The sequence below is a fragment of the Shewanella sp. NIFS-20-20 genome (assembly GCF_019209865.1).
GTDB lineage: Bacteria > Pseudomonadota > Gammaproteobacteria > Enterobacterales > Shewanellaceae > Shewanella.
Genome location: NZ_JAHUTT010000133.1, coordinates 1 through 632, shown reverse-complemented (window position 1 = coordinate 632; position 632 = coordinate 1). Strand labels below are relative to the sequence as shown.

Here is a 632-nt window from a genome sequence, read left to right as displayed (position 1 = left end):
CCATTAGGCTGGTTGTCACACTCATTGCCAGTAAACTGCATGAGCGATGCCGGTTGTTGGCCGCTTAGTGCTGCTTGGAGGCGTAATTGAATACTGGTGTAATGTGATTGCTCAAGGGTTGGCGCTTCTTTGGCCCTTATCGGGTTTAAGTCTACATAAGCCATGCAGGCTAGCACCGCGGCATCATCCAATAAAGCTTGGGATGTAAAGCGTCCCTCCCAAAAACGCCCTGAGCAGTTGTCTTCTTGATTGGCTTTTCTGGCAATTGGTTCGTTTAAGCAGCGCATAAACCATGAGATATCACACAAGCGACTGCGGTAAATGGCAATGGTGTGTTTCAGGCGACTCACCTCGTGGGGTTCAACCAACGCCCCTTTCGCAAATTTTTGCGTTAACTCATCGCCTTTAAATAACTTGTGCCACTGCTCAACCACTTGCCTGTCACTCCACCCATTAACCGAGTCTATATCGATGCGCAGTACCACATGCAGGTGGTTTGACATCACGGCAAAGGCAGCCACATCAATGGCAAATACCTGCGCCAGTCGTTGAATGAGCTGGGCCACCCAATCTCGCCTGTGGTCGTAGTTTTTACCGGAGAATTTATCTTCACCACACAGGTAAGCGCGGCG

General features: G+C 50.0%; 1 pseudogene. It reads right to left on the bottom strand.

Features of this window, described 5'->3' with window-relative positions:
- Positions 1-632 (bottom strand): annotated as a pseudogene (locus KU855_RS18760) (transposase); the annotation flags it as partial.